The sequence below is a fragment of the Brenneria sp. L3-3C-1 genome, assembly GCF_016456245.1.
GTDB lineage: Bacteria > Pseudomonadota > Gammaproteobacteria > Enterobacterales > Enterobacteriaceae > Brenneria.
The window spans coordinates 191,984-204,746 of the sequence record NZ_JAEMHF010000006.1 but is presented as its reverse complement, the minus strand read 5'-3'; the positions used below and the strand labels follow the sequence as shown (position 1 = coordinate 204,746).

At 54.0% G+C, this 12,763-nt stretch carries 10 protein-coding genes and 1 pseudogene; 7 read left to right on the top strand and 4 right to left on the bottom strand.

The annotated features are described in order from the left end of the window. Positions 1-82: 82 nt before the first annotated feature. Positions 83-2,355: pseudogene (locus JG725_RS13675) on the bottom strand (TonB-dependent siderophore receptor). 102 nt (positions 2,356-2,457) lie between these two features. Between JG725_RS13675 and JG725_RS13670 the strand changes: the two are divergent. The 7 genes from JG725_RS13670 (at position 2,458) to JG725_RS13640 (ending at position 8,806) form a co-directional block, all read left to right on the top strand. After that, positions 2,458-2,724 (top strand): hypothetical protein, encoded by a 267-nt coding sequence (locus JG725_RS13670; RefSeq protein WP_199378471.1) that lies wholly within the window; start codon positions 2,458-2,460, stop codon positions 2,722-2,724. 9 nt (positions 2,725-2,733) lie between these two features. Further along, positions 2,734-3,720, top strand: coding sequence for an AraC family transcriptional regulator (locus tag JG725_RS13665; RefSeq protein WP_199378469.1), 987 nt, complete (start codon positions 2,734-2,736; stop codon positions 3,718-3,720). A gap of 119 nt (positions 3,721-3,839) precedes the next feature. Further along, the gene (locus tag JG725_RS13660) at positions 3,840-5,171 is read left to right on the top strand and encodes an MmgE/PrpD family protein (RefSeq protein ID WP_199378467.1); all 1,332 of its coding nucleotides are present in this window, start codon (positions 3,840-3,842) and stop codon (positions 5,169-5,171) included. Positions 5,172-5,286: 115 nt separating this feature from the next. Then, positions 5,287-5,439, top strand: coding sequence for a hypothetical protein (locus JG725_RS13655; RefSeq protein WP_172290688.1), 153 nt, complete (start codon positions 5,287-5,289; stop codon positions 5,437-5,439). Beyond that, complete coding sequence (locus JG725_RS13650) at positions 5,436-6,707, top strand: nucleoside permease (RefSeq protein ID WP_199378465.1); 1,272 nt, start codon at positions 5,436-5,438, stop codon at positions 6,705-6,707. The genes JG725_RS13655 and JG725_RS13650 overlap by 4 nt, the downstream gene beginning before the upstream one ends. A 100-nt stretch (positions 6,708-6,807) precedes the next feature. Beyond that, positions 6,808-7,833 carry an ADP-ribosylglycohydrolase family protein gene (locus JG725_RS13645; RefSeq protein ID WP_172290690.1) on the top strand — a complete coding sequence of 342 codons (1,026 nt, stop codon included), beginning with the start codon at positions 6,808-6,810 and terminating at the stop codon, positions 7,831-7,833. Then, positions 7,820-8,806, top strand: a complete 987-nt coding sequence (locus JG725_RS13640; protein WP_172290691.1) for a PfkB family carbohydrate kinase — start codon at positions 7,820-7,822, stop codon at positions 8,804-8,806. Before JG725_RS13645 ends, JG725_RS13640 begins: the two co-directional genes overlap by 14 nt. 48 nt (positions 8,807-8,854) lie before the next feature. Here the strand turns inward: JG725_RS13640 and JG725_RS13635 are convergent, their stop codons facing one another. The 3 genes from JG725_RS13635 to lpdA form a co-directional block, all read right to left on the bottom strand. Beyond that, a complete protein-coding gene (locus tag JG725_RS13635; RefSeq protein WP_199378463.1) occupies positions 8,855-9,598 on the bottom strand; it encodes a GntR family transcriptional regulator in 744 nt (247 codons plus the stop codon). 117 nt (positions 9,599-9,715) lie between these two features. Then, the gene (locus JG725_RS13630) at positions 9,716-10,900 is read right to left on the bottom strand and encodes a dienelactone hydrolase family protein (RefSeq protein WP_199378461.1); all 1,185 of its coding nucleotides are present in this window, start codon (positions 10,898-10,900) and stop codon (positions 9,716-9,718) included. A 237-nt stretch (positions 10,901-11,137) separates the two neighbouring features. Next, positions 11,138-12,562 carry a dihydrolipoyl dehydrogenase gene (gene lpdA, locus JG725_RS13625; protein ID WP_172290695.1) on the bottom strand — a complete coding sequence of 475 codons (1,425 nt, stop codon included), beginning with the start codon at positions 12,560-12,562 and terminating at the stop codon, positions 11,138-11,140. Positions 12,563-12,763: the final 201 nt, after the last annotated feature.

The window sequence follows — 12,763 nt, the reverse complement described above, 5'->3', positions numbered from 1 at the left end:
CGGAAACAATAGCGTAATAACGCCTTGCCTGTAGGTCTTTTCCAACCGACGCCGATACGCAGCGCCGGTTGCCCGTCACCGCTTAAAAGCGGGTATTCAGACTGACAAAAAAGGTTCTGCCCGGCTCGTTGTAGGTGGCGGCGCCGGCGCCGTACATATACGACTCGACCCCGGCTCTGGTATTGCCCGTAGTTTGAGCATTCCCCGCACGATACAAACGCTTATCGAATAGATTATCCACCCCCACCGTGACGCTGGCATACTTATTCACGTCATAAGTACCGCTCAAACCGAAAATGGCATACGGGCTGACTTCATTCGTTCCGCTATCGGTCACCCGGTTGCCTTGATAATCATATTTTTTCGGTTTCTGACGTCCGTACCAGGTCAAATCCGCCAGGAAGGAAAGATCTTCCGTTGCCTGCCAGTTGACCGATGAATTCAGGGTGAATTCAGGCGTAATCGACAAATATTCGCCGGTTTCTTTATTCTCGCTTTCAAGCATATAGGTAATGTTGTTATTCCAACTGACCGTTTCACTGACGGGAATATTCAATGTCCCCTCCAGTCCCTGCACGACGGCCTTCGGTATATTATCCCACTGGAAAATCCGGGTATCGCTCGCCGTCGTGCCTATCACCGAGGTTCCCGCCTCGATTTTATTACGGTAATCATTACGGAAATAGGTCACGCCAGCCTGATATCCGTCGCGATGAAATTCAATGCCGATTTCTTTGTTAATACTGGTTTCGGCCTTCAAATCCTCGTTGCCTAACAGATAACAAGGCGTTCTGGTGCCGCTGCATCCCTGACCATTGCTGTAGAGCAAATAATCGCTGTTAAGCTGGTAAAGGTTTGGCGCTTTATAAGCACGGGCTATCCCCATTTTCAGCGTAAAGTCTTCACCCAGTTCCTGGGACAAATTCAGCGACGGACTCCAGTTCGTTCCGGCCATACTATGATGATCCAAACGCAGCGCCGGCGTCAGCATAGTGCTGGGCGTCAGTTCCAGGTTATCCTCCACGAATACCGAGGCAATGCGCGCCGATATGCGGTCACTGCGCGTACCGGTGGCATAACCGTCGATCGCGCCGCCGGAAAGCGCCTGTGATGTCGAAACAGGATCTTTCATTTTTTGCTCTGTCCACTCAACGCCAACGGTGGCGGTCTGATTGAACAGCGCTTCAAACGGGATATTGACCTCGCTATGCGCCGTTACGCTGTCCAGTTTGACGGTGCCATAAGTATCCGCAGCAGAAAATATCCCTTCCGTCCCCCCCGCCAGTCCTTCGGTTATCCGGGTATTCTGGGTACGTTCATATTGCAGATATGACATCGAATTGACGCCGCTGTCCCAGTAACCGCGATGGGTAACGGCAAAGTTCTGACGGTACATACGGTTGGTTTCACGGCCATAATTGCTGATGACATAGGCGTTGCTGTTGGTATTCTGCGTATCGCCGGCATAGATATTGCCCTGACGGCTCGCTCCCGCCTCAAACTCCAGAGATTGCTGCCGGGTGATATCCCAGCGCAGCAGACCGTTAATATCTTTATTGCGCACCCCTTCCCGTCCGGCAGCCAGCGTATCGGCATACGATCCCGTCCGTTCCGACTGGTGGCCTTGATTGATATCCCTGGCATCGGCCTGCGTTTTATTGATATTACCGTACAGGCGGAAACTCAGGTTATCGGTCAGGCCGCCCATCAGGCTGAAGTCGGTACGTTTGGTCGCCCCTTCGGACTTATGCTCCGGCATATTCAGGTAGGTATTCCAGCTACCGTGCAATTCTTGTGCGGGCTGTTTGGTAATAATGTTAATCACCCCGCCCGCCGCGCCGTTGCCGTAACGCGCCGCCGCCGGCCCGCGCAACACTTCGATACGCTCCACCAAATCAGATGGCACCCAGTTGGTATCGCCGCGGCTGTCACGCTCGCCGCGCCAGCCGTAACGCACGGCATTGCGGCTGGAAACCGGTTTGCCATCCACCAGAATCAGCGTATTTTCCGGCCCCATACCGCGAATATCAATCTGACGATTATTCCCACGCTGGCCGCTGGAGGAATTACCGGAAAGATTTACCCCGGCATGGTACGAATAATTTCCGACAGATCGTTGGCCGGTGGACGTTTGCTGATATCCTCTGCGGTGATCACCGACACGCCCGGCGCCTGTCGGGTTTGCTCGGCGGCGGTCACCACCATCGTATCCGAGACGTCTGACGTAGCGTTCGTCTGAGTTTGCTGGGTCGTGGCTGGATCGGCCGCCGTCGTGTCGGCCCAGGTAAGGAAAGGGGCCGTCGAACAACTCAGTCCGATAAGGGTCGCCAGATAGTGACGTGGTGGTAGTCTCATTATTAAAATCGCCCTGTAGAATCGTAATTTGAAAAACGCGAAAGCTGACTGGCTCAGGCACGGACAGGCTTCATTGATTACCGTAAACGGCCTCCATACGTTGTGGAGAAAAAACCTGTGTATTATCGGGCGGTTATCGGACAGGCGTACCTTATTGAGGATGTGCCTGCCTGTTCCGATCCTGGCCCGGGCGGACAGACCTGCCCATCCGCGTTTTACCGGCCGTCAGCGAAAAATGCTTTTGAGAAGTATTTGCATTACCAATTCGGCGCAGTCATTGTTACATTTGTTTTTCAGGACTGGGTTTGTGCAAACGGCAAATTGCTTTGCGAAAGCGGCAAAATGATCGGCGATAACCAGACAAAATAAGGGGAAATGATGCAGAATCCTATTCCATCGCTAAAATCCATTTATAAAAATCACATCGTCGAGCAGTCCAGTCTGGTCTCAAATAACTATCGTTTGCTGGGATCGAAATTGATCGACGATACGCCGGTACTGTTTGGCAGCTTCGATGTGATACGACTGAACCGCGATCTGATTCTGCATACGGCTGATGTGATCAATCTGCACAATATGAAAACGCAGAGCATTCTGAATGGCGCGGTAAAACTGGCTATCGTGGTAAACAGTATCGCGCATATTACCTATGATGAAAAGCGGTTGCATTTGGGCAATCATCAGCCGGCTTCGCTAATTTCACTGACCGAACCCACATCCTTTAGCCGCAACGGTAAACGGGATGAATACGAGCGCACCGTTTCGCTGACCTTTAGCCGGGAATGGCTGTACGGCAATTTGCTGGACACCGTCAGCGACTGGCAGGCGATTTATGACTTCACGCAAACCCATCTTGCCACGCACTTATGGATCCCCTCGCGTCAGGCATTGGCCATTGCCTGGCAGATCCTGAATGCGGGGCCTTGCCATACCCCTCTGCAACGTCTGTATCTGGAAACGCAGTGTATGTCGCTGATAATAGAAGCATTCAGCTCGCTTACCAGCCATGCGTTACAGGGTGCGATCCCACCCGGCGTCACCCTGCGCAATCATCACCGCGTCCATCAGGTGAGGGATATGCTGGAAAGCGGCGCCGCCGACCAGCTATCGATGAGCGACATCGCCAAAAACGTCAATATGAGTGAAAGCACGCTGCAACGGCATTTTCGCCAGACATTCAACATGACGGTATTTGAATACCTGCGTAATTGTCGTTTACAACGCGCCATGCTGGCATTGCAAAAAGACGGAATCGGCATTCCGCAGGCCGCCAGTATCGCCGGCTATAACAGCCCGGCCAACTTTGCCACCGCCATGCGCCGCGCATTCGGTATTACGCCGGGGCAGCTTAAAGATCGTTTCTGATCCAGCGACCTCAACGTCACATATAACCAAAATCGATAACTCATTCCATTTAGTTATTAATAACCCATCAACAGAGCGCAGTAGATTAGAACAACGTTACCGATGACTTTCTGCCGTTTATGACTAATCACACCGATTTAACCGTCGCGCTCGCTCATGCGATTACACACAGTTTGCCAGACCAGGCGGCCATTGATGCGGCGCGTCTTGGGGTCACCGATTTCATTGCCACCGCGCTGCCGATCACCCAGGGGGCTATCGCCGACAGCGGTCTGACGCCGTTAAAGCAGGTTTTCAGCGCCACAGACAGCCTGACGAACAGCCTGATATTGGGTTATGTCGGTCATGCGCTGGACTTTGATGATTATCACCCGGCATTTCGTGGTCATCCCAGCACGGTGATTTTGCCTGCGTTGTTCGCACTGGCGGCGGAAAACCCACAGATAACGGAAAAGGCGTTTTTGACAGCCTATGTCATCGGCGTGGAAGTTGCGGGCAGAAGCGGTCTGGCAAGCGGATCGCGGCACTACAGCCTCGGCTACCACACCACGGCCACGCTGGGCGCCATTGCCGCCGCCGCGGCAGCAGCGCGTCTGTCCGGGGCATCGGTTGAACAGACGCAAACGATTCTCGGTCTGGCCGCCACGCAGGCGGCGGGCTTGCGCGCGCAGTTTGGTTCGGCGGTAAAACCGCTACATGCCGGGCTGGCGGCCAGAGCGGGCCTCACCGCCGTTAAACTCGGATTGGCTGGTTTTAACGGGAATACGCAACAGGTTCTGGACGCGTTTCTGGCCGCGCACGGCGATCAAAAGCAGCAGCCCGAATTGCTGATCCAATCCTGGGGAGCCCCCTGGCGGATCCTATCCCCCGGTCTGGAATTCAAACGTTATCCGACCTGCGGCGGAACGCACAGCGCAGCGGAAGCCGCTTTCGCCCTACGGGAACAATGGGCTGAACAACATGACGCGAACGCCTCGCTCGCTGACAGTATCGAAAGCATCACCGTTACTTTCCCGCCCGGCGGCGATATCGCCCCCTTTATCCGTAGAGCCGCCACCGGCGTCGAAGCCCGTTTCAGTCTGGAATATGTGATTGCCGCTGCTCTACTGGAAGGCGAGCTGCAACTGACGCGCTTTGCGGAAGGGCCGGTCGATCCGAAAATCGCCTCGCTGGCCGACAAAGTTCAACGGATCGCCGACGAAACCGCACCGCCGGACGAGCTGGATCCCGATGCCCGTTTTCATGAGGTCACCCTCTTCCTGCGCGACGGCGCCACGCTGACAAGCCGCGTCACCCGACAGGAAACCGCCGCAAAACCGACCGACCTTGGCGCGAAGCTAAAACAGAACATCAACGCCCTGCCGCATCTGGACGCTGAACAGATTCTGGCGCGCTGCCAATTGAATACCTCCGGCGATCTGGGCGTACTCCTGCGGCTGCTGCTGCCATAAGAAAAAATCATTTTCTATCAGTTCATTAACTATAAGCCACTACGCCAATTAGCCTTTCCTCATTTCCCTATTCCGCGCCCTGCTCTCCTTAAACGAAAGACGGTTTAAGGAGGGTATGCGCATCAATAAACGCGGCAAAACGTTACCCAGGTCAAATAATGAACGCAAAGGTATTGAAAAGGTATTATCCAGTGATACCGTCACGCTTGTTGCAAAGGTTTTATCCCGCTCGATACCCTACACACTGGTGAAGGAAGGCAATCAATGAATAAAACAAAATCCAAACTCTCATTCATGATGTTTCTTGAATGGTTTATCTGGGGAGCATGGTTTGTTCCTCTTTGGCCTTTTCTACACAATAATGGTTTTACCCCGACACAAATCGCCTGGTGCTATGCCTGTACTTCTATCGCCGCCATTTTATCGCCGATTCTGGTGGGTTCTCTGACAGACCGTTTCTTTGCCGCCCAAAAGATGCTGGCGGGGTTGATGATTGTCGGCGCAGCGTTGATGTATCTGGTCGCCCAGCAAACCCAATTCAGTACCTTCTTCCCGCTGCTACTGTTGTACTCACTCACCTACATGCCGACCATCGCGCTGACCAACAGCATTTCATTTTCCAATGTGCCTGATGTGGAACGGGATTTTCCCCGCATCCGGGTGATGGGAACCATCGGTTGGATCGTTTCCGGCATAGCCTGCGGTTTCCTGCCTCCCATGCTGGGTTTCGGCGATATTTCCGCCACCAAATTCCCGCTGGAGTTGGCCGCCGCCAGTTCTTTGCTGCTCGGCCTCTTCGCCTTTATCCTGCCGCATACCGAACCAAAAGGAACGGGTAAACTGAGCCTTAAAGTGATGCTGGGTCTGGATGCGTTGGTGCTATTGAAAGACCGTAATTTCCTGGTGTTTTTTATTTGCTCGTTCATGTTCAGTATGCCGCTGGCGTTTTACTACATCTTTGCCAATGGCTTTCTGAGCGAGGTCGGTATGACCAATGCGACCGGATGGATGACGCTGGGTCAGTTTTCGGAAATCTTCTTTATGCTGGCGTTGCCGTTTTTCACCAAGCGCTTTGGTATCAAGAAAGTGCTGATACTCGGTCTGGTCACCGCCGCTATCCGCTATGTTTTCTTCGTTTACGGCGGAGCGGAACATCTGTTCACCTACGCGCTGCTATTTATGGGGATTCTGTTGCATGGCGTCAGCTACGATTTTTATTTTGTTACCGCCTACGTTTATGTGGATAAAAAAGCGCCGATACAGATGCGCAACGCCGCGCAGGGACTGATCACGCTGGGGTGTCAGGGTATCGGCAGCCTGCTTGGCTACCGTTTGGGGGGCTGGTTGATGGAAAAACTGTTCGCATATCCCGAGCCGCAAAACGGCCTGACGTTTAACTGGTCGGGAATGTGGGCTTTCGGCAGCGTGACCATCGCCATCATCACGGTGATTTTCCTGATTCTGTTCCGTGAGTCCGATCGGGAAATCAACGCAATAAAAATCCATAACAACCGCTCATCTTCCGCCTCGTCATAAACGCGGGAGCGGGTATTCATTTCAGGGTTAACGCCGACGCCATGCTTTCTTCACCACCGGGAAGGCGTGGTCGTTCGGCCCACAATATAAGGATGATGTCATGTCATACAGTAAAGAAAGCCGGATTGCAGGCGCGTTATACGGACAAATATTAGGCGACGCCATGGGCATGCCGTCCGAATTGTGGCCGCGTTCGCGCGTCAAGGCGCATTTTGGCTGGATCGATCGCTTCCTCCCCGGGCCGGCGGAAAATAGCGCCGCCTGTTACTTCAAGGCGGCGGAGTTTACCGATGATACGTCGATGGCCATCGCTCTGGCTGATGCCATTATTGAATGCGAAGGACAGATCGACGCAGACGTTATTGGCCGGCATATCCTTGATTGGGTCATACGCTTTGACGCCTTCAATAAAAACATACTGGGCCCGACCTCAAAGATTGCGCTGCGCGCCATTGAACAAGGTCAGGATATCGCCTCGCTGGAAAACAACGGCGTCACCAATGGCGCGGCAATGCGGGTTTCTCCGCTAGGTTGCCTGCTGCCGCCTCGTTCTCTGGGCGATTTTATCGCCGAGGTCGAGCGGGCCTCCAGCCCGACCCACAAATCCGATGTCGCCATCGCGGGCGCCACCGCGATCGCCTGGGCGATATCCAAAGCCATTGACGGCGCCAGTTGGTCATCGATCGGCGATCAGTTGCCCGCCATCGCCAAATTTGCTCAGGAGAAGCATGTCACCACCTTTAGCGCTTCCATCGCCGCGCGTATCGAACTGGCGCTACAGATTGCGAGAAACAACCATGGCGTGGAACAAACGATGGAGCAGATTTATCAGCTGATAGGCGCCGGCACCTCAACCATCGAGTCCGTCCCTGCGGCGATTGCCATGGTGGAACTGGCGCAGACGGATGCCAATCGTTGTGCGATTTTGTGCGCCAATCTGGGAGGCGATACCGATACCATTGGCGCGATGGCAACCGCCATCTGCGGCGCGCTCAACGGCGTAGAGAGTCTTGACCCGGCGCTGAAACAGCAATTGGACGACGCAAACCGGATTGATGTCGGTCGTTATAGCCATGAACTGCTGCGCCTACGCTTGCTCAGAGAGGCAGACTATGCCGACAAATAATCTTCTTCAGCACCTGCATACGCTGAAAAATCAGCGTCAGATTTGTGTCATCGGCGCCGCGGTCATTGATGTCATCGCCGATGCCTATTCGCTGCCGCACCGTGGCAGCGACATCGAACTTCATCAGCAAGGGGTGAATATTGGCGGCTGCGCCCTGAATATCGCCGTCACGCTGAAACAACTGGGAATGTCATCGCTTAACGCGCTGCCTGTCGGGCAGGGGATCTGGGCCGATATTATTCGCCACGCGCTGAAAGAAAAAGATATCAACAGCGTGATACAAACCGAAAAAGGCGATAATGGCTGGTGCCTGGCGCTGATAGAGCCAGACGGCGAACGCACGTTTCTGTCGGTGAGCGGCGTCGAAAATCAATGGACGACGGATATGCTGTCGCAACTGACGATAGATCCACACGCCCTGGTCTATCTGTCCGGTTATCAGCTAACCAGCGCATGCGGCGATGTGCTGATTCGCTGGCTGGAGACATTGCCGCACAGCACCACGCTGTTTATCGATTTCGGCCCGCGGATTGCCGATATCGCGCCAGACCGGCTGGCGCGAGTGCTCGCCCGCAACCCGATAATATCGCTGAACCGCGAAGAGGCCGGCCATTTACTCAAAACCGACTCTGACGCCGAGCTGACCGCTCAGGAAGTCGAAATTCTGGTCGCAAACTGGAGTCAGCGCCATCGCTGTCCGCTGATCGTCCGACTGGATAAAGAAGGCGCCTACTATCGCCATGCGCAACAGGCCGGCTGGGTTTCTCCCGTTCAGGCTCAAGTCGTTGATACCATCGGCGCGGGCGACAGTCACGCCGGCGGCGTGCTCGCCGGGCTGGCCTCCGGCTGGTCGCTGCAACAGGCGGTTATGCTGGGCAATGCCGTCGCGTCGTTTGTGGTGAGCCATCGCGGCGGCGACTGCGCCCCGTCGCGCCGGCAGCTCAGCGAATATTTACAGGCCCGGGAAACATAAAAATATTTTATAGCCTGCCGCCAATTGCCTGCCCCCGGATAATTGGCGCTATTCTTCAGACACAAACACATAGGTATCAGCACGGCAATAGCTGATACTGTACTCAATAGGAATGTTGCTCCGATCAAAAGCAAGCTGTTTCACCACGAGTACGGCCGCGCCGCTGTTCAATTTCAGCGATTCGTGCATGGACTTATCCGCAAGCTGAGCCGACACCCAACTACGCGTGCGCACCGGACTCCGGTTCTGACTGCGAAAATAAGCATACAGCGACAGGGTAATGTCATCCACATCATGGATAAATGCCACCGGCACATAGGACTCGGCGATGGACAACGGCTCATCATCAATATAGCGAATGCGTTTTAAGCAGAAAACTTCACTGCCTACCGGCAGCTTAAGCCGTTTGGCAATCTCCTCACGACAGTTCACCACCGATTTGCACAGCCATTCCGTACCCGGTTTTTTCCCCTGCTGCTGAACCTGTTGAGTAAATCCCTGAGCTTCCTTGAGATAATATTCCATTTGATCGCTGATATAGGTGCCATAGCCGCGCGTTCGAATAACAACCTGCAACGACTCCAGCTCAGACAACGCCTTACGCACCGTAATACGCGAGATCCCAAGCCATTCGCTCAGTTCGCGTTCGCTGGGTAAAAAATCCCCCTGGCGAATTTCGCCCGCTTGTAACGCCTGCTGTACCGTTTGTACAAATCGAACATACAACGGAGATTTATTCGGCAACGCCAAACTCTCGCGTAGCCGTTCCATCAATATGGCGTCACTCTCCATTTAACCCCACCCGAACAGTAAAATTACGTTCAAATATCATCACGTTTTCCGTTTTATCGATCGGTTACACCCTCCATAAAACCTAATACCATCCGGTGTTTCAATAAACCATAGGCATCACTTTATTTTTTGATGTCCATCGGGTATCAGCCAGCGATCCAGCCAGAGAAAAACCGCTTCCTGCTGTTGCTGATAGAAAACGTGCCCCAGTTCCGGCCAGATTCGGGTTTCCAGTTGACTGCCCGCCCGCTGCGACTGCCAGACCCGGTGCATTTTCGCATACGCGTCCGTCACCGAGCGGCCAGGAAACAAAGCGTCTTTGCCGCCGTTGAACAACAACATCGGCTTCGGCGCCGCAAGGCTGGCCACATCCGGGAAATCCATACGTGCCGGCAAACCGGGATGCAGCATGTAAAACGCCGACTGCCCGCGCAGCACGTTATTGCCCGGCGTCATCAAGCCCTCATAAGTCCCAATCCAGGAAACCGCCGCCGTGGCGGCGATACGATCGGATAGCGCCGCCAACTGCCAGGCCCGGTAAGCCCCCATCGAAAAACCGACGGCGCCAATGCGACGCGCATCAACCTGCTGGAGCGAGGCTAAAAAGTCCGTCGCCCGCATATCTTCATAGGCCATCAACCCTGCCAGCGAGCGCCCCAAATTAAAGAAGTTGCTGGCCAGCGCCTGCTGCTGCTCATAGTTGATGGGGCCGCGTTCGCCCCATCCCAGCGCATCGACCGCCAGCACCACGTAACCCCGTTTCGCCAGTTCATCGCCCACAAAACGCCCGCTGAAAAACTTGTCGGCCCAGGCCTGCGCTGAAGCCGACTGCTCATCGTTCCCCCACGGCTTGATCATCTTCTCTTTGCCGATATCAAATTTCGATCCGTGATCGTGCAACAGAACCACCGCGGGATGCGGCCCTGGCGTTTTGGGCGTCAGCAACAGCCCGTTGACGCGGCTTTCATCCGTCAGATTAAACGCCACTTTCTCCGCGACGTAGTCTCCACGATCCTGTTGCGCCAGGGTTTTCGGGGCAAAATCCTTACTGGCCTCCGGCGTCAATAGCAGCCTATGCAACGTCTGCCGCGCCGCCGATTTCCACAGAGTAAAATCGGCATAGTTGCCGGAAAGCCAGGAATCGGGATAGGTCATCTGCTGTTTAAGCTGGGGATAAAACGAGGGCAGTCCTTCATCCGTGACCGCCGGCGTATGAGTGTTCATATCATTGGCCATAAGCGAGGTACTGGACAATAACGCCGCCAGCAACCAGACAGGAAAACGCAGGATAGTCATTTTCATAAATAATCTCAAAAATAAAACATCGTTTCTTTTTTGAAACTTGATTGTAAATGACGCGGATAAAAATAGAGCGAGGAAAGTACAATTTTGCGAAGCCGGTAGTAAAAAAACGTCGGGAACGTTTTTTAACGTTGCGCAGCAACGGCCCGAAGGGAGGCGGGCAAAACGCCCGGCCATAAAAAATCCGGCCTCTTACGAGACCGGATCAGCAATGATTAACCACCAGCTAAAACGAAATTATTTCTTTTTCGCTTTCGGGTTCGGCAGATCGGTGATGCTGCCTTCATAAATTTCAGCCGCTAGACCGACAGACTCATGCAGCGTCGGGTGAGCATGGATGGTCAACGCGATATCTTCCGCATCGCAACCCATCTCGATCGCCAGACCGATTTCGCCTAACAGTTCGCCCCCGTTAGTCCCGACAATCGCGCCGCCGATAACCCGGTGCGTTTCTTTGTCGAAAATCAGTTTGGTCATACCGTCCGAACAATCGGAAGCGATGGCGCGGCCGGACGCCGCCCACGGGAACGTAGCCGTTTCATAGCTGATGCCTTTCTCTTTCGCTTCTTTCTCGGTCAGACCAACCCAAGCGACTTCCGGCTCGGTGTAAGCAATGGAAGGAATGACTTTCGGATCGAAGTAATGTTTTTTGCCGGCGATAACTTCCGCGGCCACGTGACCTTCATGAACGCCTTTATGCGCCAGCATCGGCTGCCCGACGATGTCGCCGATTGCATAAATGTGCGGCACGTTGGTGCGCATTTGCTTATCCACGCGGATAAAGCCGCGATCGTCAACCTCAACCCCGGCCTGACCGGCATCCAGCTGTTTGCCGTTCGGCACACGTCCGATGGCCACCAGCACCGCATCATAACGCTGTGGTTCAGCTGGCGCTTTTTTGCCTTCCATCGTGACGTAGATACCGTCTTTTTTAGCTTCTACCGCGGTCACTTTGGTTTCCAGCATTAGCGTGAACTGCTTGCTGATACGTTTAGTGAACACTTTGACGATGTCTTTATCGGCAGCCGGGATCACCTGATCGAACATTTCGACCACGTCGATCTGAGAACCCAGAGCATGATACACGGTGCCCATTTCCAGACCGATAATGCCGCCGCCCATAATCAACAGGCGTTCCGGTACGTCTTTCAGCTCCAGCGCAGCGGTGGAATCCCATACGCGCGGATCATCATGCGGAATAAACGGCAGTTGGATCGGACGGGAACCCGCCGCGATAATCGCGTTTTCAAAATTGATTGTCGTCTTGCCGTTTTCACCGTCAACCACCAGCGTGTTAGCGCCGGTGAATTTGCCCAGGCCGTTAACCACTTTAACCTTACGGGCCTTCGCCATACCGGACAGGCCGCCGGTCAGCTGGTTAATCACTTTTTCTTTCCACAGGCGAATTTTATCAATGTCGGTTTTAGGTTCGCCGAATACGATGCCGTGTTCCGCCAGCGCTTTGGCCTCTTCAATCACTTTGGCAACGTGCAATAATGCTTTGGAAGGGATACAGCCAACGTTCAGACACACGCCACCCAGCGTGGCATAGCGCTCAACCAGTACGGTTTCCAGGCCTAAATCCGCGCAACGGAAGGCAGCAGAATACCCTGCGGGGCCGGCACCAAGTACCACCACCTGAGCTTTAATTTCAGTACTCATCATGACCTCTTAATTAATTTCCGGCGGGTCTGTGACGTCATTGTTATTGAGTCTTAACGCCCTCTTCCACCGGGACGTGTCCTTGTCGCTGTAGTGTACAAAATCGTTAACAATTTTGAAACAACAAGCGACTAACGATTTGTCCTTAATCACTGATAGCTGTAGCAAACGACAGCTTACCAGAAAAAAGCCGGCCGTCAG